28 protein-coding genes and 1 riboswitch are annotated in these 22,515 nt (G+C 66.4%); of the genes, 6 read left to right on the top strand and 22 right to left on the bottom strand.

Translation table 11 applies throughout. From position 1 onward, the window contains the following. Positions 1-117 precede the first annotated feature (117 nt). The 4 genes from rpsR to WEB52_01565 form a co-directional block, all read right to left on the bottom strand. The gene (gene rpsR, locus WEB52_01580; GenBank protein MEX2225121.1) at positions 118-672 is read right to left on the bottom strand and encodes a 30S ribosomal protein S18; all 555 of its coding nucleotides are present in this window, start codon (positions 670-672) and stop codon (positions 118-120) included. 51 nt (positions 673-723) lie between these two features. Next, positions 724-1,158, bottom strand: coding sequence for a single-stranded DNA-binding protein (locus WEB52_01575; GenBank protein ID MEX2225120.1), 435 nt, complete (start codon positions 1,156-1,158; stop codon positions 724-726). 47 nt (positions 1,159-1,205) lie between these two features. Beyond that, the gene (rpsF, locus tag WEB52_01570) at positions 1,206-1,496 is read right to left on the bottom strand and encodes a 30S ribosomal protein S6 (protein MEX2225119.1); all 291 of its coding nucleotides are present in this window, start codon (positions 1,494-1,496) and stop codon (positions 1,206-1,208) included. 319 nt (positions 1,497-1,815) lie between these two features. Continuing rightward, entirely contained in the window at positions 1,816-2,853 is a 1,038-nt protein-coding gene (locus tag WEB52_01565) for a hypothetical protein (GenBank protein MEX2225118.1), read from the bottom strand. A 261-nt stretch (positions 2,854-3,114) separates the two neighbouring features. Between WEB52_01565 and WEB52_01560 the strand changes: the two genes are divergently transcribed. Together WEB52_01560 and WEB52_01555 are read left to right on the top strand one after the other, a co-directional pair. Next, positions 3,115-3,312: a methytransferase partner Trm112 gene (locus WEB52_01560; protein ID MEX2225117.1), complete on the top strand. Its 198-nt coding sequence runs from the start codon at positions 3,115-3,117 to the stop codon at positions 3,310-3,312. A gap of 18 nt (positions 3,313-3,330) precedes the next feature. After that, positions 3,331-3,567: a hypothetical protein gene (locus WEB52_01555; protein MEX2225116.1), complete on the top strand. Its 237-nt coding sequence runs from the start codon at positions 3,331-3,333 to the stop codon at positions 3,565-3,567. Here the strand turns inward: WEB52_01555 and WEB52_01550 are convergent. The 4 genes from WEB52_01550 to WEB52_01535 form a co-directional block, all read right to left on the bottom strand. Continuing rightward, positions 3,564-3,899, bottom strand: coding sequence for a hypothetical protein (locus WEB52_01550; GenBank protein MEX2225115.1), 336 nt, complete (start codon positions 3,897-3,899; stop codon positions 3,564-3,566). The genes WEB52_01555 and WEB52_01550 overlap by 4 nt on opposite strands. A 142-nt stretch (positions 3,900-4,041) precedes the next feature. Further along, on the bottom strand, positions 4,042-4,203 hold the full coding sequence (locus WEB52_01545; GenBank protein MEX2225114.1) for a hypothetical protein: 162 nt from the start codon (positions 4,201-4,203) through the stop codon (positions 4,042-4,044). 118 nt (positions 4,204-4,321) lie between these two features. After that, a riboswitch (cyclic di-AMP (ydaO/yuaA leader) is annotated at positions 4,322-4,505 on the bottom strand. Between the two features lie 175 nt (positions 4,506-4,680). After that, positions 4,681-5,001: an antibiotic biosynthesis monooxygenase family protein gene (locus tag WEB52_01540; GenBank protein MEX2225113.1), complete on the bottom strand. Its 321-nt coding sequence runs from the start codon at positions 4,999-5,001 to the stop codon at positions 4,681-4,683. A 140-nt stretch (positions 5,002-5,141) separates the two neighbouring features. After that, the gene (locus tag WEB52_01535) at positions 5,142-6,506 is read right to left on the bottom strand and encodes a hypothetical protein (protein MEX2225112.1); all 1,365 of its coding nucleotides are present in this window, start codon (positions 6,504-6,506) and stop codon (positions 5,142-5,144) included. A 181-nt stretch (positions 6,507-6,687) separates the two neighbouring features. On the opposite strand from WEB52_01535, the gene WEB52_01530 reads away from it, so the two are divergent. Next, on the top strand, positions 6,688-7,710 hold the full coding sequence (locus WEB52_01530; protein MEX2225111.1) for a lysylphosphatidylglycerol synthase transmembrane domain-containing protein: 1,023 nt from the start codon (positions 6,688-6,690) through the stop codon (positions 7,708-7,710). Positions 7,711-7,728: 18 nt separating this feature from the next. Here the strand turns inward: WEB52_01530 and WEB52_01525 are convergent, their stop codons facing one another. The 11 genes from WEB52_01525 to WEB52_01475 all read right to left on the bottom strand — a co-directional run bounded on the left by WEB52_01525 (position 7,729) and on the right by WEB52_01475 (position 17,761). Continuing rightward, complete coding sequence (locus WEB52_01525) at positions 7,729-8,244, bottom strand: N-acetyltransferase family protein (protein ID MEX2225110.1); 516 nt, start codon at positions 8,242-8,244, stop codon at positions 7,729-7,731. Between the two features lie 86 nt (positions 8,245-8,330). After that, positions 8,331-8,618 carry a hypothetical protein gene (locus WEB52_01520; protein MEX2225109.1) on the bottom strand — a complete coding sequence of 96 codons (288 nt, stop codon included), beginning with the start codon at positions 8,616-8,618 and terminating at the stop codon, positions 8,331-8,333. Positions 8,619-8,925: 307 nt separating this feature from the next. Continuing rightward, entirely contained in the window at positions 8,926-9,879 is a 954-nt protein-coding gene (locus tag WEB52_01515) for a P1 family peptidase (protein ID MEX2225108.1), read from the bottom strand. A 441-nt stretch (positions 9,880-10,320) separates the two neighbouring features. Further along, entirely contained in the window at positions 10,321-11,208 is an 888-nt protein-coding gene (gene sucD, locus WEB52_01510; protein ID MEX2225107.1) for a succinate--CoA ligase subunit alpha, read from the bottom strand. Positions 11,209-11,284: 76 nt separating this feature from the next. Next, on the bottom strand, positions 11,285-12,046 hold the full coding sequence (locus WEB52_01505; protein MEX2225106.1) for a VanW family protein: 762 nt from the start codon (positions 12,044-12,046) through the stop codon (positions 11,285-11,287). A gap of 8 nt (positions 12,047-12,054) precedes the next feature. Then, positions 12,055-12,177, bottom strand: coding sequence for a hypothetical protein (locus WEB52_01500; GenBank protein MEX2225105.1), 123 nt, complete (start codon positions 12,175-12,177; stop codon positions 12,055-12,057). Beyond that, positions 12,174-13,304 carry a hypothetical protein gene (locus tag WEB52_01495; protein MEX2225104.1) on the bottom strand — a complete coding sequence of 377 codons (1,131 nt, stop codon included), beginning with the start codon at positions 13,302-13,304 and terminating at the stop codon, positions 12,174-12,176. Before WEB52_01495 ends, WEB52_01500 begins: the two co-directional genes overlap by 4 nt. Further along, on the bottom strand, positions 13,304-14,479 hold the full coding sequence (gene sat, locus WEB52_01490) for a sulfate adenylyltransferase (protein MEX2225103.1): 1,176 nt from the start codon (positions 14,477-14,479) through the stop codon (positions 13,304-13,306). The genes WEB52_01495 and sat overlap by 1 nt, the downstream gene beginning before the upstream one ends. 51 nt (positions 14,480-14,530) lie before the next feature. Then, complete coding sequence (gene cysC / locus WEB52_01485; GenBank protein MEX2225102.1) at positions 14,531-15,097, bottom strand: adenylyl-sulfate kinase; 567 nt, start codon at positions 15,095-15,097, stop codon at positions 14,531-14,533. A 107-nt stretch (positions 15,098-15,204) separates the two neighbouring features. After that, positions 15,205-15,957 (bottom strand): phosphoadenylyl-sulfate reductase, encoded by a 753-nt coding sequence (locus WEB52_01480; protein ID MEX2225101.1) that lies wholly within the window; start codon positions 15,955-15,957, stop codon positions 15,205-15,207. Positions 15,958-15,985: 28 nt separating this feature from the next. Further along, complete coding sequence (locus WEB52_01475; GenBank protein ID MEX2225100.1) at positions 15,986-17,761, bottom strand: nitrite/sulfite reductase; 1,776 nt, start codon at positions 17,759-17,761, stop codon at positions 15,986-15,988. 307 nt (positions 17,762-18,068) lie between these two features. On the opposite strand from WEB52_01475, the gene WEB52_01470 reads away from it, so the two are divergent. Further along, positions 18,069-18,716, top strand: a complete 648-nt coding sequence (locus WEB52_01470) for a hypothetical protein (GenBank protein ID MEX2225099.1) — start codon at positions 18,069-18,071, stop codon at positions 18,714-18,716. Between the two features lie 119 nt (positions 18,717-18,835). On the opposite strand, the gene nth is transcribed toward WEB52_01470, so the two are convergent. After that, entirely contained in the window at positions 18,836-19,591 is a 756-nt protein-coding gene (gene nth / locus WEB52_01465) for an endonuclease III (protein ID MEX2225098.1), read from the bottom strand. Positions 19,592-19,652: 61 nt separating this feature from the next. On the opposite strand from nth, the gene WEB52_01460 reads away from it, so the two are divergent. Both WEB52_01460 and WEB52_01455 read left to right on the top strand, forming a co-directional pair. Then, positions 19,653-20,555, top strand: coding sequence for a transglutaminase domain-containing protein (locus WEB52_01460; protein ID MEX2225097.1), 903 nt, complete (start codon positions 19,653-19,655; stop codon positions 20,553-20,555). Then, positions 20,552-21,022, top strand: coding sequence for an NUDIX domain-containing protein (locus WEB52_01455; protein ID MEX2225096.1), 471 nt, complete (start codon positions 20,552-20,554; stop codon positions 21,020-21,022). Before WEB52_01460 ends, WEB52_01455 begins: the two co-directional genes overlap by 4 nt. A gap of 88 nt (positions 21,023-21,110) precedes the next feature. Here WEB52_01455 and WEB52_01450 read toward each other — a convergent pair whose 3' ends face one another. After that, complete coding sequence (locus WEB52_01450) at positions 21,111-21,452, bottom strand: hypothetical protein (GenBank protein ID MEX2225095.1); 342 nt, start codon at positions 21,450-21,452, stop codon at positions 21,111-21,113. 154 nt (positions 21,453-21,606) lie between these two features. Beyond that, positions 21,607-22,422, bottom strand: coding sequence for a hypothetical protein (locus WEB52_01445; protein MEX2225094.1), 816 nt, complete (start codon positions 22,420-22,422; stop codon positions 21,607-21,609). Positions 22,423-22,515: the final 93 nt, after the last annotated feature.

The following is a 22,515-nucleotide window of genomic DNA, read 5'->3' as shown; positions in this document are numbered from 1 at the left end:
CGCGGAGGTGTGGGTTTCGGTGCGGGCTTGGCTTCCGGCGTTCGCCCCGGCTTGCTCTCACTGGCCATCGTTCAACACCCACATGCGCGCCGGTAGCGGCGCGCGAGTCGCGTTCTACTAACGTCGGTCGCCGGGGAAGGAGTGGTCGGCAGTGTACGGAAGCAATGCAAGGTGGCGGGCGCGCTTGATCGCGATTGTCAGGCGGCGCTGATGCCGCGCGCAGGTGCCCGTCTTCCGCCGCGGCTCGATTTTGCCGCGTTCGGTGATGTACCGGCGCAGCTTGAGTGCGTCCTTGTAGTCGACGCGGTCAATCTTATCGACGCAGAAGGCGCACACCTTCTTGCGGCCGCCGCCGCGGCCGCGAAAGCCGCCGCCACCACCACCGCGCGGGCGGAACGGCCGATCGCCGCGATCGCGGTCGCCGCCGCCGAATCGATCACCGCCGCGGTCGCCGCCGCCGAATCGATCACCGCCGCGGTCGCCGCCGCCAAATCGATCGCCGCCGGGACGGTCGCCACGGTCATCGGTACGGGGGCCTTCCGGGCGGTCGCTGGCCGGTCGCTGTTCGCGCTCCCCGGTTCGGCCGGTATCCGGCCGAGGCGACGTTTCTGCGGCCCCGGGGGCCGCGGTCGCCGGAGCGATCTGCTCGCTCTCGCTACCTTCGTTCGTCAAATGTGTGCTCCCTTTCGTCTGTTCGCGCGGACGGACCGCGCCAATATGTTGCTATTCGAAGGGCAGATCGTCGGGGTCGACCGGCGGTCCGCTGCCGACGCCGCTGCCTGCGGGTGCGTCGTCGTAGTTTTCCATCTCACGCTGGCCTCCGGATCCCGGGGCCTTACCGAGGAAGAGGACCGTCTCCGCCACGACTTCGGTCTTGTAGCGCTTCTGGCCGTCCTGACCCTCCCAGGATCGCGTCTGCAGCCGTCCCTCTACGTAGGTCTGCCGCCCCTTCTGCAGGAATTGGCTGCATATTTCGGCGAGTTTGTTCCAGGTCACGATTTCGAACCATTCGGTCTCTTCGCGACGCTCGCCTTCCTTCGTGAAGCTGCGGCTGACCGCGAGAGAAAAGCTGGTCACCGCGCTTCCATTCGCCGTGTAGCGCATCTCGGGATCCTTCCCGACGTTGCCGATGAGCATGACCTTGTTCAACCCCGCCATGTGAACTCCCTCTCGTCGATGCGCGGGCTCCGCCCACGTCCTGGGGCTTAGTCCTCGTCCCTGCGGATCAGCAGGTGGCGCAGGATCTCGTCGGAGATGAGAAAGCTGCCTTCGAGGTCGTGCACGCGCGCGGGGTCGAGGCGAATGTTCGTGAGGACGTAGTTCCCTTCGACATGCCGCCGTATGGGGTACGCGAGCTTACGCCGGCCCCATGGCGTGACTTCGGCGACTTCGCCGCCGCGGCTTGTGATGGCGCCGGTGACGCGCTCGACGGCCGCCGGGACTTCTTCCTCGGCGATCTCCGGGTTGATCACCACCACCAATTCGTACTCGTGCAATCCATCCTCCGATAATGCATGTCCAGTAGAGCAAACCGCCCGTGCGCTCCGCCGTCATGGAGGGAGGCCGGGCTGGTCGGTTCAGCATCGATCTGGGCTGTTCGACAGCGCAGAGCAGTATAGGATCGCGGTTAGGTCAAGTCAACGGAAGGTGTGCTGTGCCCTGGCTGAGCGGTGAGGCTCGCGGCCACGGCCGGCGGCGTTCTGTCTGCTGCTGCGCGGCGCGGTGGTGTGGGCGGCGTGATGCTGCGCGGAGCCGCGCGGGCTGAAAGCCCGCGCTCGTAGTGTGCCGCGCGGGCTGAAAGCCCGGCTCGTGTAACTAGAGTCCGCGGCGTTGGGTGACGGCGCCGCCGACGATGACGAGGACGATCAGCCACATCGAGAGCAGGAGCAGCGGCAGGTTATCGCGCACCATGTCCATCGAGCCGCCGCCGCCGGCTGCCGGCAGCGAGACGCCGATCGCGCTGGCCGTCGGTGTCACTTCTTGCGCAAGCACGGTGTTGACCGGGGTTGCCGTCGGAGGCGTGGTGGTCGAGCCGCCAACGCCGTTGGGCGGTGGGCGGTTGGTGGTCGTCGTGCCGTTTCCGGGCGTCGAGGTGCTGGTGGATGTGCTGGTCGAGGTGAGCGTGGGTGTGCTGGTGGGCGTTTCGGTCTCGCCGGTGACGGTGGGCGTCGTCGTGCGGACCGCCGTCGTCGTCCTGACGACGGTGGAGGTGCGGCCGGGGCCGCCGGTCTTCGTCACCTCGGGCGTTTCGGTCTCCGGGCCGTCATCTTCGGGCTGGAGGAAGGTCTCGACCGAGTACTGCGCCTCGTCGAAGTGGAAGGAGAAGTAGGTGTAGCTCGAAACGTTGACGGCGTAGCCGCCGAGGCCGGCGCTGGAGCCGGCGCCGGAGAACTCTTCGAGCTGCTCGTCTTCGATCAGGAACTCGTACTCGCCGTCGTCCTCCTCCTGATTCGCGGGGGCGGGGACGAGCATGTCGTCGTTGATGTGGCCCTCGGCGGTGTCGCCGAGGCATGATTCTTCTTCGTCGAAGGGGTCGTCATCATCGTCGACGCAGAGCTTTTGCTCGCTGTGACCGTCGTCGGAGAGCGGTGAGAACAGGTTGGTGTAGATGGTGAGCACGGAGCCGGCACGGATGCTGAAGGCCTCACCGATGGTCGACCCGGTGCCCTTGTTGAGCAGCGGTGAGCATGCGTAGCCATCGTCTTCGAGCGCGTGGTCGCCGTTGCAGGCGACCTCGTCGGCGGCGTAGGCGGTACGTGTCGTCGTCAGGCTGAGCGCGCCGGCCGCGACGCTAAGCGCCGCAGCGGCGAGCACGCCGGCGACGGCCACGCGTGAGAGCGTCGTGTGAAGCATGATGTGTTCCGTCCCAAGCCGAGCGTGAAGCTGCAGCGTCTCTGCCCTCTATGTCGCGGCGATCGTACGGGATGGCGCCGTGGCGCGATACAGATTCGCTTGACATGGACGACTCGCGCTTGACAAGCATGATCAATTGCTCATGCGCCGAGGGCGGGCGCGGGGCTGCGGGTACATTCGGACGCGAGCGGGACTAGTCGGACATCGCGGTCTCGCTGTACTCTGTCGTGGTACTCAGCAACGTTCGAGGGAGCGATACGCATGCGCAAAGACCTGATGGAGATCCTCGCCTGCCCGATGTGCAAGAGCGAGTTGACGCTCACGATCGACGAAGAGAAGGACGACGAAGTGATCCGCGGCACGCTCTATTGCGCCAAGTGCGACGAGCGATACCCGATCGAGGACAGCATTCCGAACCTGTTGCCGCCGGACCTGCGGAAGGCGACCAGCGGCGCATAGTCCAGGAGGAGGGACCCGGTGGGACGGTCGCGGGAACTCGGCATGATCCTGATGATCGCGTCTGCGGTGCAGATGCTGTTCATGCTCGTCGGCATGATGCGGCGGAGCTACCTGGTGGTCGCGCTGCCGGTGGTGACGGCCGTCGGCATCGTGAGCGCGCTGGCGTTTTGGGTGGGCTGGACGATGATCAACACCGAGCCGGAGCTTGCGGAGCTTGAAGAGCAGGACATGGTGCCGGCGGCGGTCGAGATCTAAAGACCCAGTTTGCGCAGAAGCTGCGACAGCGGCTTCGACTCCTCTTCCGCGAAGAACGAGCGTTCTTCGTGCGAACCTTCTTCGATCAGCGGCATGAGATCGGAGCGCCGTGACATGACATGGGTGTTCTGCGCGGTGCGGTCGGCTTCCTCCTCCGAGCGCCAGACGGTGACGCGGCCGATGTCGCCGGTCTCATCGGCGGCGCGCAGCTTATAGCCGTCGACGAAGCCGTCCTGCTGCTTGTAGTAGGTCACGAGGTCGTCCATGATCGCGGCGACCTCGTGGTCCTTCCCGGGTTTGGGGTTCATCAATGAAAGCCGGATGTAGAGCAACGTGACCTCCTACCGGGTGCGTGCAGATTGGCGGGTCGCCGCTTCGCACCGCCGCAATCTTAGACCCGGCGATGGCAAAGGAAAACGCCCGGTCAATACGCCCGGGACGCTTTCAACGCGCAGGATGGCCATTGGTGAGATGCTAGAGACGAAGCTTGCCGTGCGACGGTTGGCGCCGGCGCTGGCGGGGGTGGCCCTCTTCCTCTTCGAGCAGGTCGATCGGGGGCGTTGAGACGGCTTCGTGGACGTAGCCGCAGCACAAACAGGTGCTGTAGGCGCCGTACCAGTCACGCTCTACGATCATCGATCCGCGACAGCGGGGGCATGTTCGGGGCAGATTGGTGTTCATGAGGCAGTCCTCCAGGGCCTGTCGGCCGGACCTCCGCTCATACGGAAGTCAGAAAGCTACCGGATGTCCAATCACGGGCCTTCTGATCTGCCTGCGGGGTTAGCTGACGGGTTCGGGCTGAAGGCTGCCCTACAAGTCGCCGCCGCCGGTAAACCCGGGTCGACGCTCGATTCACCCCATCCGCGCAATGCGGACCCTGGTTCCCCCGCCCGCCGCGCTTCTACGAGAGAATCGCGGTGGTTCGGCCGTGCCCTCGCCGGCACGAAGCCCCACAAGCGGGATGCGTGGGGCCTGTTTGTGATTTCATGTACATGTTACGCCCGCGGGTCCGTTGCTGTCAACGGGGTCTCGCGGTTTTGATACGAATTCTGTAAAGCCGACGGCACAAAATTTCGGAAAATGGGATGCCGGGGCTATCTCACCGCGATTCGATCAGTCGCTGGCGACGACGAGGTCGGTCTCCCACTCGTCTTGAAACGTCATGAACTCCAACCAACGTTCGAGCGTCGGGCGATATTCATCGCGCCAGGATTGGCCGCCTTCGCCGGCCCAACGATCGTAGGCTTCCTTGCTCTCCCAGTGCGTCGTCGCGAGATAGGAAGGTGGATCGGCGACGCGCAGGAGCATCAGCCGCAGACAGCCGGGTTGTTTCCTGTATGCCGGGATGATGCCATCGCGCACGAGGGCAACGAGATCGCTTTCCGAGACGCCCTCTTTGAGGGTCCACCGCCGGATCGTGACGTACTGGGCCATCGGCTTCCTGCCTACGCTCGACCTCCGGTTCCAGGTCCCGCGTCGTTTGACGCATTATCGTACGCCGCCAGCATAGCGCCTGAACGGCGTGCGGTGCGCAACTTCCGCGATTCCACGTTACGGCGAGTACCAACGACCGCTCAGAGCGCACCAAGCTCGCGGGCGAGATCGATGATGTCCTCCGACGTGAAGAACGCGCGCCGGGAGTTCACCCAGTGGTCGTGCTGCTCGTCGTACTGGCCGTTGTATTCGTCCTGGATGCGATCGTAGATCTGCTTTACGACGCGGCTGGTCTCCTTCACGCGCGTGTCACTGCCTGTGCGTTCCAGTTCGCGGTTGAGCACGGAGATAATGCCTTCGGAGCCGGATAGCGACCCGATGCGGCTCAGCTCGACTTCGCGACGTCCGAAGAGCGAAGCGGCGAACGGCAGGTAGATGAGGCCGCCCGGCGCGCCGCCCTGGCGCCCGACGCCTGCCTGGTGGATGCCCGCGGTGGTCGTGAAGACTTCGCCGATGATGGGCGCGCGGTCGGGAAGCGGCGTCACCTCCGTATCGATGAGCGTTTTCATATCTTCGAGCGCCTTGAGGTCGAAGCCGGGATCGCCGTAGTGGCGGATGAGGGCGGCGACCATCTGCTCCAGCGATGTGTTGCCGGTGCGCTCGCCAAGGCCGGCGAAGGCGACGTTCGCCTTTTTCGCGCCGTAACGCCAGGCGGCGATGGTGTTCGCCGTCGCGAGGCCGAAGTCATTGTGTCCGTGGAACTCAAGTTCGGCGCCGGTTTCCGCGCGGAGCGTCGTGATCAAGCGGGGGATGCCCCACGGGAGCTTGGCATACGGATCGGGGCTGCCCCAGCCGATCGTGTCGCAGACGCGGAACTTCGCGATGCCGCGGGATTCATCGAGCACGCGCTGCATGAAGGGGATTACCCAGCCGTGGATATCGGCGCGCGTCGTGTCTTCGAGGTGGACGCGCGGCACGATGTTGTTCTCAAGCGCCGTGCGGATCGGCTGCAGGTATTTTTCGATCGCCTCTTCCTTGGAGGCGTAGGCGAGCTTGTCGAAGATGTGGTGGTCGGACGCGGAGGCGAGCATGCCCGTCTCCTTCACCTTCCCCTGGGAGACATCGACGAGCAGCTTGATGTCCTTGGGCGTGGCGCGCGTCCAGGTTGTGACGCGCGGCCATTCGTAGCCGCGCTCGAGCAGTTTTTCAAGCGTCCAGACGTCGCGCTTCTGATAGATGAACGCTTCGACGGCGTAGATGGCGCCGAGGTTGTTGTCGAGGCGATGCAGCAGGTCGTAGTACTTGAGCCGCACGTCCGACGGGAAGATTGCGAAGCGGCTATCCTGCGCGCCGTCGCGGAGCGTCGTGTCGGTGATCAGTTTCGGCAGATCGTCCTGCTGCTGGGACAGCGGCAGGGCCGGCTCCGGATCAAGCTCGACGGGCGGAAGACCGCCGCCATAGTTGTAGTACACGCGCTCCGCGTTGACCTTCGTCCCGACGACCATACTCGCTCCCTTCGGATTCATTCGCCAAGAGGTCTTCTATACCTGTGATTGTTATAGGCTATGAGCGCGCCTGTGCCAAGCAGCGCTTCTGGCTCGGTAGTTCAGGTTAGCGCGACGGCCAAACAGCCGGTAGGAGCGCCGGGTGGCTATGGTACGGTTGGCTGCGAGGTACCTGTACAGGATGCTACGCCTCATCGAGCCGCGCCTGCTCATCCGCACGGCTGTCAGCCTTGCCCTGCTGGGTTTCCTCTTCTGGCGCGTCGACCTCGGCGACGCATGGGATGCGCTGCGATCCGCGAACTACGTGTACATCGCGCCGGCGATCGTGCTGTTCGGCGCGTCGAAGCTGCTCGTCGCCCAGCGCTGGGGCCTGATGATGTCGACGTTCGCGCAGATCCCGCTGGCGCAGCTCTTCGGCATCTTCATGGTGTCGTGCATGGCGAACAACATCGTACCGGCGCGGATCGGCGACCTGATCCGCGTGCAGGTGCCGGCGCAGCGCTACGACGTGAGCCGCGCCCGGCTGGCGGCGACGGTCTTCGCGACCGAATCGCTGCTGGATGGCATTGCGTTCGCGGTATTGGGGCTGATCGGGCTGGCGCTGATCAACATCGAAGGCTTTCCGACGGAGATCTTCTGGGGCTTGCTGGGTCTGATCACGGGGGCCGTGCTGGCGGTGATCCCGCTCTCGCACCTGAAGCTTTCGGAAGGGTGGACGCAGCGCGGGTTCATCCCGTTGCTGCCGGACCCGCCGCGACTGCTGCTCGAAGAAGCCGTGCCGCATTTCATCGACGGGCTTGCGGTATTTCGCGACCTGCGGCTGGGCGCGCAGGCGATGGCGCTTTCATTCGCGATCTGGCTGCTCGAAGTAGGGATGTTCGCGCTGTTCGGGCTGGCGTTCGGCATACACCTGTCGATGCCGGCGTGGATGCTGATCATGATCGCGGCGAATATGATCAGCGCGGTGCCGATCGCGCCGTCGAACATCGGCGCGTACGAGGTGGCGATCACGGAGTTGGTGAAGGCGTTGGGCGTCGCGGCGGGGCCGGCGGGGGCGTTCGCGATCGCCGCGCACATCTTCAACATCGCGTCGATCACGGTGATGGGCGTGATCTCGCTGTACGCGCTGCGACTGACGTGGGCGGACGTCTTCTCGTTCGGCAATCCGGCTCCGAAGGCGGTGCCGGCCGATGAGGCGGCGTAGCCGCGAGCGTGCCAGCGACTATCGTCGGACGACCAGCTCATACCAGCCGACGTCCCAGTAGCGGTCGAACTTGCGGCCGATGGAGTGCATGACACCCGCGGGGCGGAAGCCGAAGCGTTCGTGGAGCGTGACCGACGCATCGTTGGGGAGCGTGATGCCCGCGATGAATGCGTTGATGTCTTCGTCGCGGACGGCGTCGAAGAGCGCGGCGTACAACGCGGTGCCGATGCCGCGCGCGGTGACGTCGGGCGTGCAGTAGATCGTCACTTCGACGCTGGTGTCGTATGCCGCTTTCGTGCGGAACTGGTGCGTGCCGGCGTAGGCGACGACCGTGCCGTCGGCTTCGGCGACGAGCAGGCGGTGCGGCCCCGTTGCGCGGAACTGTGTGAACCAGGGACGGCGCATCTCCGTGGTGTACGGTTCGATGTCGAACGTGATGGCCGTGTTCAGCACGTAGTGGTTGTAGATCTCGGTCAGGCGCGGCAGGTCGCGCTCGTGCGCGGGGCGGATCGCGAGGCCTTCGCGGGCGTTCATTGCGGCGCTTGCGTGTCGACGGCGGCGCGGCTCATGGCGGGTGGATCTTACACCCGCCGCGTTACCGGCGTGGACGTACGCGGACGTCAGTCGTCGCCGAAGCCGAGGCCGCCGCCGTCATCGTCGCCGTCGCGGCGACGCCGGCCACGGCCTCGCGCGTATTCGTCGTCGTCGTCATCATCATCGTCGTAGCGGCGGCGGTCGTCTCGTGCGCCGCGGCGGTCGTCGTAGGAGCCGTCGTCATCATCGTCGCCGCCGAAGAGGCCGGCGATGAAGCCGCGGATGCCGCCCTGCTGCGGCTGACGGCGGCGGCGATCGCGGTCGTCGCCGTCATCGTCGCCACCACCCAGCATGTCGAAGAGTCTGTCGAGCATGAAAAATCCTTCCCGTCATGGCGGTGACCCTTGCCGCATCAAACGATGTGGCAAGGTCTCACCGACGAGAAGGCTCTCGCTCCACGGCCGGCGCTGGGTCTCGCGCGTATTGACGACCGTGGTGACCGTATGCGGTCCGGTTACTCCCCTTGGTGCGATCAGCGTAGCAAGGTGGACCTCACCCCCCAACCCCCTCTCCGCCGAGCGGAGAGGGGGAGCTTGTTGTGGGGCATTGGCGACGCTCTGGTGTGATTGCGGTGATCGTGTGCGGAGAGATTCTTCGCTTCGCTCTGAATGACCGGGGCGGTCAGAAGAACGACGCCAGCACGGCATCCCACGCGAGTTCGGACGCGAGGACCCCGAGCGCCATCGTGGGGAGCGCGTCGTTCTGGACTTCCCAGGTGCTGCAGGCGAAGAGCACGTCGCCGTCGTTGATCGTGTGGAACGGCTGGATGGCGCGGGCCATCGACGCGTGGACCTGGCGTGCGAGTTGTTGCAGGTCGCGGCCGCCGACGCGCTGGTTGGTGATGACGGCGGTGAGCGTCGTGTTGCCGGGCGCGCCGCCGGGCGCCTGCTGCGCAGCGTGCATGCGCCGCGCAAGATCCTCTTCGATGCGCACGCGGGCGCCTCTGTTGGTGAGGTGTCCGCGAACGACGCGGCCGGCGCGGTCGACGATGGCGCCGATCGCGTTGACGACGGTGAGCACGAGGATCTTCGTCTCGCCGTACCGCGCGAATGCGCCTCCCTGTCCGGCGGGCTCGCTCATGTTCCAGCCGAGGCCCTTGCCGACGCGCGCGTTGCGTCCGGCGCCACGCGCCCCTAGCGGCAGCACGCCGGGTTTCGCGTCGCGGACTGCGGCGCGTCCCAGCGCGCTATCCGGGTAGACGCTGTTCGGGCCGGCCATGTCGAAGAGGATCGCGCCCTGCACGCATGGGATGTGCTCCCAGCCGGGCTTGTGCCCATTCATCGCGTAGATCTCGGAGGCGACACCGGCGATCGCTTCGAGGCCGAGCAGGGAGCCGCCGGAGAAGCAGATCGCGTTGCAGTTGCCGGCGTCCGCCATGAACACGCCCGGCGAGCCGCCGCGGACATCGGATGCGGAGATCACGCGTTTGTCGAACGCAATCACGGTGCAGCCGGTGGGGCCTTCGTCGTACTCGGCGACGCCGATGCGGACGCCTTCGAAGTCGAATGCCAGTGACGGCGCGTCTTCGAACGACGTGCGGGGTGTGAGCGTGGTGTTGTCGTTGTTGAGTGGCATGAGTCCCTCCCGGCGTGGCGAAATGCTAGCCGTTTCACGGAGCAGCGGCACGTGACAAGCGCTCCCGGCTGCGCAGCTTTCTGCGCGCGTGCTGGCCATCGGCCGCTGTGCGTGCGAGCGGCGCAGGCTGAAAGCCCGCGCTCGGATAATGAATCAGCGGCACGCGACAAGCGCTCCCGGCTGCGCAGCTTTCTGCGCGCGTGCTGGCCATCGGCCGCTCTGCGTGCGAGCCGCGCGGGCTGAAAGCCCGCGCTCGGATAATGAATCAGCGGCACGCGACAAGCACTCCGGTTTCGCAGCTCTCTGCGCGTGTGCTCGCCAACCGCCGGCTGTGCGGGTGAGCCGCGCGGGCTGAAAGCCCGCGGTCGATAAAGGGAGGACGAGCCGATCGAACGGGGCACGCGCGGCAGGCGGAATAGAAGAGGACAGTGAGCAGGGGAGTTACAGGAGGCCACGTTCGCGGAGTACGCGTTCGGTGGTGGCGCCGATCTCTGCGGGGGAGTCGCTGATGGTGACGCCGGCGTCGCCGAGGGCGGACTTCTTCGCGTCGGCGGTGCCGGTGTTGCCTGAGATAATGGCGCCGGCGTGGCCCATGCGGCGTCCGGGCGGGGCCGTCGAGCCGGCGATGAAGGCGATGACGGGCTTGCGCATGTGCTTTTTGATGTAGTCCGCGGCGTCCTGCTCGGCGCTGCCGCCGATCTCGCCGATGAGGACGACGGCGGCGGTGTCGTCGTCGCCGTTCAGCAGTTCGAGCGCTTCACGCTGAGTCGTGCCGATGATGGGGTCGCCGCCGACGCCGATGCAGGTTGTCTGGCCGATGCCGCGCCGGGTGAGTTGATCGACGGCCTCGTAGACCAGCGTGCCGCTGCGCGAGACGACGCCGACGCTGCCCGTCGAGAAGACGTGACCGGGCATGATGCCGACGCGGCACTCGCCGGCGGTGATGACGCCGGGACAGTTGGGGCCGATGAGGCGTGTCTTGCCACCGGTAATCGCGCGCTTCACCTTCACCATATCGAGCGTCGGGATGCCTTCCGTGATACAGACGGCGAGCGGGATTGCGGCGTCGGCTGCTTCAAGGATCGCATCGGCGGCGAAGGGCGGCGGCACGAAGATCAGCGCGCATTCGGCGCCGGTCTCGCGGACGGCCTGCGACACGGTGTTGAAGACAGGCACGCCCTGGTCCGTCTTCTCGCCGCCGCGGCCGGGCGTGACGCCGGCGACGACCTTCGTGCCGTACTCGATGCAGCGCTGCGTCTGGAAGGAGCCTTCCTTGCCGGTGATGCCCTGCACCAGCACGCGCGTGTCCTTGTTGACGAGAACGGACATGGGATCTCCTGTGGCGTCGCGTTGGTTGCCGGTGGATGCTAGCGAACGCGGGGGTTTGGCGGAACGGGGGGCATCGTCACTGGACCGGTGGATGGCGATAGACCGTGATCCCCAGGTCGTCGGTCCGCGCCCGACCATCGACGAGGAGATGGCGGACAGTGTTGACTGCGAACTCGCCATTGGCGCGCTTCTTTGCCGACCGCACGTCTAGCTCGACGCAGAGGTGGAGGTCCCGGGTCGATCGCACCTCGATCACCGCCATGCTGTCGTCGAGGCAGGCACGTAGCTGCAGGTCATCTTCGAAATCGTTGCGCGCGCGAAAGTCGCGATACGCGTACTCGACGGCGGCGTCGCGTCCGAGCTCGAAGTAGCGGGCATCGCCGTAGGAATCGACGCTATGGCCGTAGCGCTCGACGACGGTCATGCCGCTCAACAGCGCAGCGTTGTAGAGGATGGTTGAGACGAAGCAGATCGCGCCACCGACCTCGGACGTTAGCTCGCCGTCCTTCAGCGCGGCGGCGACGCCATAGCCACGCCGAACCGTCGGAGGTCCGACGCATTTCCAGAACGATAAGGTCTCTCCGGGCTGCACCAGCATGCCATCGATGCTGTGCAACGCAAGTTCGATGTTCGAACGCTTCGCGGCGAATGCCGCCTCCTGGCCGGGATAGCAGACGAGCGGAAGCGCGTACTCGCAGACCAGGAATGATCGCGGCGGTGCGTCGACACCCGATGTGGCGAATCGCACGCCGCAGCGCGCATCACCGGCCCGACGAACCAACTCGCGAAGGCGCCACCGCACCGCAAACGGCAGGGTGCGGCGTAACAACCGGCGCATGGTTCACATTATGCACGCATCGCGGCTGCTACTGCGACAACGTCGAAGTAGGCGGACATATGCCTGATCTGGCGGTTGGCGTCGAAGACGAAGGTGCTGATGCCTGCGACGTGACCGTCGCTAGCGGTCATACGACGAGCAGGAGCGCCGGCACGATGAGCACGGCGCCCAGGAAGACGGCGAAGCCACGGCGGTCGCGCACGGCGAGGTGCGACAGGCGCAAGATCGCGCGCTTGTACGGCTCGTACAGGAATACGAGTACGAACAAGGACACGCCCGCCCCCGTCACCATCTGCACGAACACGATCGTGAACGCACGCGGGGTGTCGAGCAGCAGTCCGGCGAACAGCGTATCGATCCACGTCGCGATGTTTGCGCCCATCACGTACGGGATGATGCTGTCGCGCTTGACGTAGCCTTTGAGCGTGAGCGGCACGAGGATCGTGAGCGAAAGCGACACCGACAACGTCATCAGCGTGACGAGAATGCCGAAGACGAACATCGCGTAGCGGCGGTGCAAGAACTCGGACGCACGTTCGAAGCGCTCGCCGGGCTGGTCGAGGTTCGGCAGCACGCGGTCGAAGATGCTGAAACTGAGCAGCAGCACGACGACGCCGATGCCAAACATCGCGAGCCGCGGCAGGTGCGTGTCCATGCGCTCGATCATCGGGTCGTAGACGACGTCCACGACCGACGTCAGGACGCCGGGGCTGCCGAAGCGCACGCCATCGAACCAGCCTTCGTTGAGGATGAGCTGGCCGAGCGGGATCACCGGGCCCCAGAGGCTAAACGCCGTCAGCAGCGCGACAACGCCGATGTACAGGCCATCGGGATTGCGCTTGCCGCGCACCCAGTAGAGGAATCCGACGAACAGCACGATGAACGACGCGCCCATGCGCGAGCCGTTGATCATGGCGAAGGTTTCGGTGTCCGAGATGACGCCGTCTGAGAACAGGCTGAGGGCGATGGCCGCGACTGGCGATCCGCTGAGGACGGCATACGAGCCGAGCCAGCCGAGGCCGAGGATGTTCGCCGTGCCCTGCGCGTCGAAGCCGTCGAGGATCGGCCGCAGCGCGCCGGCGCCGGACTTCAGCGTCTGCAGCGCGAAGACGAAGACGGCGACCGCAACGATGACGTAGACGGCGCGCAACGCTATCCCTGCGACGATGCGCCACGTGGGCGCGGGCACGCTCAGGTGACGCTCGCCTTCGGCGGCAGGCGCGGGCAGCGCAGCCTCGTGTGCGCGCCCGGCGTCCATCAGCCGACCTTCGCCCGCTCCGCGGCGATCAGCACGCGCGCGACCTCGGGCCGCGAGAATTCGTGCGGCGGCTCGACGCCCTTCGACAGGAACTCGCGCACCTGGGTGCCGGACAATGACACGCGCTCATCGGCGCCGTGCGGGCAGGTCTTGCTCGACGCCATGCCCTCGCACGCCTTGCAGAAGAACGTGTGCTCGAAGAAGAGCGGCGTGATGCCGAGCGCCTGGGCATCGAACTCGCTGAAGATTAGCTGTGCGTCGTAGGTGCCGTAATAGTTGCCGACGCCGGCGTGATCGCGCCCGACGATGAAGTGCGAGCAGCCGTAATTCTTGCGCATGATCGCGTGGAAGATCGCCTCGCGCGGGCCGGCGTAGCGCATCGCGGCGGGCAGCACGGACAGCAGGACGCGGTCCTTCGGGTAGTAGTTGTCGAGGAGGACGGTGTAGCACTCCATGCGCACTTCAGCCGGGATGTCGTCGCTTTTCGTGTCGCCGACGAGCGGGTGCAGCAGCAGGCCGTCGGTGATCTCCAGCGCGCACTTCTGGATGTACTCGTGGGCGCGGTGTACGGGATTGCGCGTCTGGAACCCGACGACCTTCTTCCAGCCGCGCTCTACGAAAGCGGCGCGGGTCCGGGCAGGGTCGAGGCGGTACTGCGGGAACGTCGGGTTCGCGGGACGGCGGAAGACCTGAACGGAGCCGCCGACGAGCACGTCATCCTGGGCGTAGACGGCGGCAACGCCGGGGTGCGCTTCTTCGGTCGTGCGGTAGACGGACTGCGCCTCGTGCTGCCGGTCGTACTCGTACGTGTCCTCGACGGTGAGCACCGCCAGCGCATCGCCGGCGGCGTCGGTGAGCGCGAGTTCGTCCTTGATCGTGTTCGCCTGCTCCTTCGAGACGCTGAGCGTCACCGGGATGGACCACGGCAGTCCGCCGGGCAGATGCATGCTATCGACGACGCTCTTGTACTGCGCCTGCGTCATGAAGCCATCGAGCGGGCTGAAGCCGCCGCTCGCCAGCAGTTCCAGGTCCGATGTCTCGCGCGAGTTGAGCACGCGCTTCGGCAGCGACTGCGCTTTTTCTTCGAGCGCGCGCGCGGCGGCGCCCTGTACTTCTCTCGGGTTGAGCTTGCCGCCGTGCGGTGCGATCAATCCCTGTTCCACTCCATCAGCCATGTGTGTGCAGCGCTCCGTCCTCGCGCGAAGGATCGCGCGGCTACTGGTGTCTTACGCGGTGGCGCCGACCGGCACGAAGCCAAGCTCTTCGAGCCTTGCCAGCACCTTGGCGACGCTTTCGTCCAGGTCTTCGGTCTCTGAGTCGACCATGACGTCGGGATTGAGCGGGTGCTCGTAGGGGTCGCTGACGCCCGTGAAGTTCGCGATCTCGCCCTTGAGCGCTCTTTCGTAGAGGCCCTTGACGTCGCGGCGCGTCAGCTCTTCGATCGAGCACTTGACGTAGACCTCGGCGAAGTTGCCGACGTTGGCGCGCACCTCATCGCGGATCTCGCGGTAAGGCGAGATCGCCGACGCGAGCACGCAGACGCCGTTGCGCGTCAGCACTTCGGCGACCCAGCCGATGCGGCGGATGTTCGTGTCGCGGTCTTCCTTGCTGAACCCGAGCCCCTTACTCAGGTGCGTGCGGACGACATCGCCGTCCAGCTTTTCGAGCTTTGTGATGCCGCGCTCGCGCAGGATCGGCTCGATAGCGTCCGCGATGGTCGTCTTGCCGGCGCCGGAAAGTCCGGTAAACCAGACCGTGAATCCCTGCTGCTCCAACCTCAATTTCCTCCTGATCCAATCGATGTAGCGGGACTTCGTTGTCCCCAAATCAAACCCGCCCGGGCGCGCCCTGAGCGGGTCAATCCTCAACGTGGTGGCCGTGCCGCGACGCGCGGCGGGCGCTACTCGACGGCCTGCGCGGCCTGCGCGGCGGGATCGCCATCGGCGACGTGCAGGCCGCACTCCGTCTTGTCGAAGCCCTGCCAGCGGCCGCTGCGCGGATCATCGCCGGGGCGCACGGCCTTCGTGCAGTGCGTGCAGCCGATGCTCGGGTAATTGCGATCGTGCAGTTCGTTGTACGGCACGCGGTTGTCGATGATGTACTTCCAGACCTGCGACTCCGACCACGAAGAGAGCGGGTTGATCTTGACCAGGCCAAACTTCTCGTCCCACTGGACGATATCGACATCGTTGCGCTCTTTCGTCTGGTCGCGGCGAATGCCGCTGATCCACGCGGTCTTGCCCTCGAGCGCGCGGCGGTTCGGCTCCACCTTGCGGATCGCGCAGCAGGCGTCGGGATCACGCGCCCAGAGCGCATCGCCGTGCTTCCGCGCTTGCTGGTCGGGCGTCAGCAGCGACATGTAGCCGACCGGTTTGAAGTCGTACTTCGCGGCCGCGGCATCGCGCAGGCTGTAGGTCTCCGGGAAGAGGAAGTCCGTGTCGAGGTAGAACACTTCGACGGCGCGGTCGATCTGCATGACCATGTCGAGCAGCACCATCCCGGACGGCCCGCCGAAGCTGCAGGCGAGCGCGAGCCCGGGCTGATATTCGCGCGCCGCCCACTGGAGGATCTCCTGGGGCGACGCGTCATCGAGCGTGTTCGAGTGAAGCTTGAGCTGCTCGTAGATGTCGTCGCCGACCGTTTGCCGCGTCATGAACCTCTCGCCACGTAGCGCGCCGTCGCTAGACCGCGCACTCTCCTTCGCCCATGTCGTCGAGCGTGAAGAACTTGGTCTGGCCCCAGTCGACATACGCCATGGGGTCCTTGTTGAACTCGGGCACGATCTTGTAGCCGGCGAGCACTTCCTGGACGTGCGGCACGCCAATGCGCTGGTACCACTGCCCGAACGGCTCGCCCTCGGTGCGCTCGTCCACGTAGGTGTCGATGAGCTTTTCGACCGCGTCGGGGATCTGGCGGGCGGGGATCTTCATCGTCACCTTGGCGAGGCGACCCTCGCCGTGGCCGTTGCCACCGAGCATGAGTTGGAACGCCGGCACCTGCCGCTCGCCCATGCGGATCGCCATGCCGTAGAAGCCGATGTCGGCGATGTGGTGCTGGCCGCACGAATTCGGGCAGCCGCTGATGTTGATGCGGATGTCGTTTACGAGCGGGTCGCGGTACTTGCCGTTTCCGGCGAGGATGCGGTCGCGCAGCTCGGTGCCGAGACCCTTCGACGACGTAACGCCGATCGAGCAGGTGTCGGCGCCGGGGCAGGTGATGACGTCGGAGATGGTCATCGCGTGCGCTTCGGCGAGGCCGATGTCGATGAGGGCGGCGTGCACCGCGACGAGGTCATCTTCGTGAACCCAGCGGAGCACATAGTTCTGCGCCGCCGACGTGCGGATGTGGCCGTTGGCGTACTTGCGCGCGATCTCGGCGAGCGCGTGCATCTGGCCGGCGTTGGCATCGCCGATGGGCAGCAGCACGTGGATCGAGTTCCAACCGGGCTGCGCCTGGCGGACGACGTTCGTGCGACGGAAGACCTCGAAGCCTTCGCGCTCGGCCACTGGGGCGCCGTTGCGCGACGCGTAGGAGCCGGTCGCCGGCGCTTCTTCGATCAGCGTCATGTCGGGGTCCCGGTAGCGTTCGTCGAACGCTTCGGGGAGGGTCGCAAGCTCATCTTCCCAGAGGCGGCGGAACTCATCGATGCCGATCTTCGCGATGAGGAACTTGATCCGTGCCTTGTTCTTGTTGCGCCGCTCGCCGAGCCGGTCCCAGACGCGGAGCGCCGCTTCGATGGCGCGGAGTTGTTCGTTCAGCGGGACGAAGTCCGCGAGGGTGTCCGCGAGACGCGGCGCCGCGCCCAGACCGCCACCGACGGCGAGGCGGAAGCCCTCGACGCCGTCTTTCTTCACCGCCTCGAGCCCCATGTCGTGCATGGGGATGAGGCCGCGGTCGGCGGGGCTGGCGGAGTAGGTGATCTTGAACTTGCGCGGGAGCTTCTGGTTGACGGGGTTGCGCAGGAAGTAGCGCATCGCCGCCTCGGCGTACGGCGTGACGTCGAAGACGCAGTCGTCGGCGATGCCGCTCAGCGGGTCGGCGGTGACATTGCGCACGGTGTTGCCGCACGCCTCACGCGTGGTCATGCCGACCTCGGCGAGACGGCGCATGACCTTGGGGGCGTCTTCGAGCTGGATGAAGTGGAGTTGGATCGCCTGGCGCGTCGTGACGTGTCCGAGTTTGCGCGGGGCGTACAGTTCGGCGCAGTCAGCGACGGCGTGGAGCTGTTCCGGTGTCATCGTCCCGTGGGGCACCTTGATGCGCATCATCTGGTTGTCGGCCTGACGCTGACCGTAGGTGCCGTGCTGGAGGCGGAAGGGGCGGAAGTCGTCGCCGAGGCCGCCGCCCGCTCGCCAATCGTGCGCCTGCTTCTCGAAGTTATCGATCTCGGCCTTCCAAATCGGATCGTTCGACTGGTCGACGGCGAATTCGGAGCGAGTGCGGCGCTGGGTCACCATGGTGGGCCTCCGGGGGTGGGAAAATCGAACTGCGGAAAGTCAATCGATTTAGTCATCATTATCGATCCGGCTACGGGGCGAGTCAAGGCGACAGGCGGCGCACAGCCTGCTAGAATCGCCATGTTCGATTCTAAAGGAGGCCATCGTGAGCAGAACAACTCTCCGCATGCGCCCCGAGGTTCGAGCGGCCTAGCCAAGGCGACTCCGCTCGACGCCGGGTGCGCTCCTACCCGACCGTCGAATCGCACAGCGCGTCCGCAGTGCCGGTTTCGGTGCTGGCGGATGCGTGCCATATGAGGAGCACTCCTTGTCTCTACCTGAAACACACCCACGGGCGCATCGCGCCCCCGAGCCGGTAGCGCACTTCGCGGATGTCATGGCATCGTTCCCGGCGACCTGGGCGCTCTGCGGCGGCTGGGCCATCGACGCCTGGCTGAACCGCACCACCCGCGAGCACGGCGACGTCGATATCTCGGTGTTCGCGACGGACCAGCAGGCGCTGTTCGAACACCTGCGTGGCTGGCAGTTGCTCCCGCACGGGCCGAGCGTCGGCGAAGACAACGCCGATCCCTGGGATGGCGCCCGGCTCGAGCCGCCCGCGCACATCCACGCGCGGCCTGACACCGGCGAAGCGCTCCCTAGCGACGGCATCGCGAAGATGGAGCAGGGCTTCATAGTCGAGTTCCAGATCGACGACCGCTCCGGCGACGACTGGATCCTCTCGCGTGAGCCGCGCATCACGTTCCCGGTGCGCGACGCCATCCAGGAGTCTGCGTGGGGCGTGCCCGTCGTCGCGCCTGAAGTCCTGCTGTTCTTCAAGTCGCGCGACCTGCGGCGCCGTGACAAGCTCGACTTCGCGAGGGCGCTTCCGCTACTGTCGGCGCAACAGCGTGGCTGGCTGAGCAACGCGATCGCCCTCCTCGGTCATCCGTGGCAGGCGGAGCTTTCCCGCTGAGCGTGCACACGCCCGGCAGTGCGTCGTTGTTCTCGACGCACTGCCGGGCGCAAGCATACGCAACACATCGTTATGGAGAATCGCCGGGAGTCCGATGTGCGGGGTGGGAGATCCGCGAGTTATGTCGTCTTGCGGGGCAGGCGCTGCTTCAACTCAGGGTGAAACTTCGTGGCGCTCGGGCAGAGGTCGACCAGCACGCAGTCGGGGCAGCGGGGGCGCTGGGCGGTGCAGGTGCGGCGGCCGTGCTTGATGAGGCCGATGTGGAAGGCGTAGAAGTCTTCCGGCGGCACCATCGACTCGAGCAGATCGTGCGCTTTTTCGGCGGTCATGGCGGCGTTGCCGACGCGCGCGGGGATCAGCGCCAGGCGGCTCGCGACGCGGAAGACGTGCGTATCGACGGGCATGGCGGGCATGCCGAGCGAGAACAGCAGCACGCACGCGACGGTCTTCGGGCCGACGCCGTGCAGTTCGCGCAGCCACGCGCGCGCTTCCTCGAGCGGCAGGTCTGAGAGGAACGACAGGTCGAAGCCGCCGGCGCGGCGCTGCAGATCGCGCAGGGCGGCCTGGATGCGGGGCGCTTTCGTCGGCGCGAGGCCGCCCGGCTGGATGGCAGCGATCACGTCGGGCAGCGGCGCCTCGGCGACGGCCTCCCACGTCGGAAACGCTTCGAGCAGCCGCACGAACGCGCGGCCGGAGTTGGCGTCCGACGTGTTCTGCGAGAGGATCGTCAGCACCAGTTCGGCCGTCGGGTCATGGTGCGGACGCCACTCGGGCACGCCATACGCGTCCTGCAGGCGCCCGACGATCTCCGGAATGCGCGCGACGTTTGGGTGCTGTCTCGCTGCTGGCGTGCGTCTGGCGGGAGTCTTCGACATCGCGCGGAAGCATAGCGCGCGCCCACTTGTCAGCAGCGGCGAAAACGTGCAGCCTCGTGCTATGACCGACGCCGAAGAACTTGCGTATTACACCGCGCCCGGGCACTTTACGCGCCTCGAAAGCGTCGATGCCGCGTCGCTGCCGGACCTCATGATCCCGCTCGTGAACATCGTGCAGGGCGTGCTGATCCATCGCGCGTGGCTGAAGGCGTACAACGTGGAGGCGCCGCCGGGGCGCTATCCGGAGGAAGGGCTGCACGGCGTGGAGGCGATGCTCGCGCGGATCCGCACGCTCGACGACGCGCCGATCACGGAGCCTCGCGCGCCAGCCGACCGCATGCTCGCGAACTGCCGCCATTTTTCGACGCTGCTCACGGCGTTTCTCAAGCTGAAGGGCGTGCCGGCGCGCGCACGCTGTGGCTTCGCGGCGTACTTTGAGCCGGGAAGGTACGTCGACCACTGGGTGTGCGAGTACTGGCACGCTGAGGAGGGCCGCTGGCGCATGGTCGACGCGCAACTCGACGCGTTGCAACGCGGGATCATCAAGCCGGACTTTGACCCGCTCGATGTGCCGGCGAGCGCCTTCTGGGTCGCAGGGAAAGCGTGGCAGAAGTGCCGCTCGGGTGAAGCAGACCCGGATACGTTCGGGATCGGCGACATGTGGGGCGAGTGGTACGTTAGCGGCAACCTCTGCCTGGACGTCGCCGCGCTGAACAAGATCGAGCTGTTGCCGTGGGATGCCCGCATCATCCGCGAACAGCTCGAGGGCGTCGGCGATCGGCCCTCGATTTACGATCGCATGGCGGCGATCTCGCTCGCCGCGTCGACCAGAGATGCGCGGGACGTGCGCCACTTCTACGCGACGACGCCGGAGGTGCAGGTGAGCGACGACGCGCTGCGCGGCATCGACGAAGCCGACCGAGAGGGCGCAGGGACCGGCGCCAATCCGCTCGCCGGCAGATGACGCGCCGGCACACGATGCCCGTGGCCGTACACGTGGTGCTGGTCCGCGATGGCGAGGTGCTGCTGCTGCTCCGCGCCAATACCGGGTACGAGGACGGTAGCTACAGCGTCATCGCCGGGCATGTCGAGCCGGGCGAGCAAATCATCGACGCGGCAGTGCGTGAGGCGCGTGAAGAAGCAGGCATCGAACTCGATGCGGACGCATTGCGCATCGGCGGCGTCATGCACCGCCGCGCGGAAGACGAGCGCATCGACTACTTCGTCACGGCGGCGAGGTGGCGGGGTGACCTGCGAAACGCCGAGCCTGAGAAATGCGGCGAGCTTCGTTGGTGCGCGAGGACGGCGCTTCCCCCGAACACCGTGGCGTACGTGAGGCGCGCGATCGAAAACGGTGTTGGAGGTCCGTGGTTCGAGAGCTTTGGGTGGGATGCGTGCGAGCTAGCGCCGCCGACCGCTGATGCAAGGTGAGGGCGCAGCGCTGTGCGCCCCAGTCGCTGATGCACGGTGCGGGGCGCACCGCTGTGCGCCCCTATACCCAGATGATGTCGGCGTCGAACTACTCTTCGATCGTGGCGGCGGCGTCGGACGGTGCGTCCGCGGTTTCGGTGCGCGAGCGGTCCTCCTGGAACTGGCGGAAGGCGTGCATGTCAAAGTCCATGCCATAGATCCGCTTGAGGTCGCCGATCGCCGCGAGCGCGCGCTTGCCGTGGGGGCTCGCGCACGATTCGCCTTCGTCGCCGGGCACCGGCTCGAAGGAGTGGAGGACGATCTTCTCGAGCAGTTGCCCGAGGGTGATGCCTTCGAGCTCGGCGAGGCCCTTGAGGACCTTGACCATGTGCCTTTCCATGCGGACGCCCAGTTGCACGCGCTCGACGGTCAGGGTCGTGGCTTCTGACATGGGAGTACGCCTTGCTAGTTGTGTCCCACGGGACGTACTGGTGTATGTATCACGGGACACACACCGTGTCAAGGGGACGCCTGGAAGCGAGGGACAGCAAAGGGCCGGACACGTACGTCCGGCCTTTTGCTTTGCCCCTGCGAACGTGGTTCGCCTAGTTCACGATCTCCACCCGCGCCACGGTGCCGCCGAGCGCGCTCTGCCACGCGATCCCGTCGCTCGTGTTGTAGAAGTAGACATCGACCCAGGTGGCGTGCAGCGCGCCGCGGTCCAGGCATTCGTAGACCCGGCCCGTCGGGTCGCCGTGGATCTTCACCTTCGTGCCGAAGGGCAGGTCGGAGCTGCAGGCTGCTGCGCCTTCGAAGACGCGGCCGCCACCGGCCATGCCGCCGCAGAAGCCGCCGCCGGGCCCGACGCAGCCATAGATGGTGATGCGGGCGTTCAACACCGTGCCCACCGCGTAGCCGGATGCGGCGTTCCTGCTGAACGACGCCCCGAGCGGGGGTGCGGCAGCCGCGCGGGCGGTCGCCGCTGCCTTCTCCTCGGCGAGCTGGTTGAGCGCCGAGACGAGCGCCTGGTAATCGCGTTCGTGCGCGCCGGCAATCGCCAGCGCACCCAACCCCTCGACGGGCGCTGCCGCCGATGCGACGGACCGCTCCCAGTTGCCGCCGACGCCCGCCGCCGCACGCAGCTCGGTCGAGGGACCTTGCACGCCCGCGGTCTGCACGGATGACGACGGGAGCCAGAGGTTCGTCGCGAACGCCGTCACCGCGGGGATCGAAGCGGCGACGGCCATGCCTCCCATCGCGAGCATCATCGCGATGAGAATCCGGCGAGTGATGAACGTTTTCGCTGACGGCAGCGAGGCCGTGGCGAGCCCGCCGTTGCCGACGGACGTCCGGGGCGGCGCCGGAGCCGCCTCCGCGAAGGCCGGTGAAAGCCTTCGATCGTTTAGGAGCGCTACGCTCACGGCCGTCGCCGTCCCGGCGAGCATGAAGGCCGCGCGCGCGCCCGCAAAGAATCGTCTGTTATTCAGACAGTTCCTCCAATCAGCTAGAGGCGG

Source organism: Dehalococcoidia bacterium (assembly GCA_040902535.1).
Classification (GTDB): domain Bacteria; phylum Chloroflexota; class Dehalococcoidia; order DSTF01; family JACRBR01; genus JBBDXD01.
Note: the sequence above shows the minus strand (reverse complement) of the source record. Positions and strands in the feature narration are given on the sequence as shown.